The sequence below is a fragment of the Alkalihalophilus lindianensis genome (assembly GCF_032843265.1).
Lineage (GTDB): Bacteria > Bacillota > Bacilli > Bacillales > Bacillaceae_D > Alkalihalophilus > Alkalihalophilus lindianensis.
Window position 1 is genome coordinate 1 of record NZ_JAWJBA010000443.1, and the last position, 265, is coordinate 265.

Here is a 265-nt window from a genome sequence, read left to right on the forward strand (position 1 = left end):
CAGCAAAGGACGAGTATTTGCTGCCGTCTATTTTTCATTCCTTAAAAAAGATTGCCGCAGAACATATTGAGCAGACAAGGAAAGCGGAGGAAGGAAGGCTTTCATCAGTTTTTGACCGATTAAATGAATTATCAGACCAGGAAAAGGCAGGATTGATGGATTCCTTTCATAAGTTAACTTCCGAACTAAAGGACTTAGATCAAGCTGTCCTCAAAAAAGAAAAAAAATTTGAAGATGAAAGCAATCAAATTTTAAAGAATGCCTA

1 protein-coding gene is annotated in these 265 nt (G+C 36.6%); it reads left to right on the top strand.

The window, feature by feature from the left end; genetic code table 11:
• On the top strand, nt 1-265 hold a 265-nt coding region (locus tag RYX56_RS22960; RefSeq protein WP_317124202.1), incomplete at both ends, for a hypothetical protein.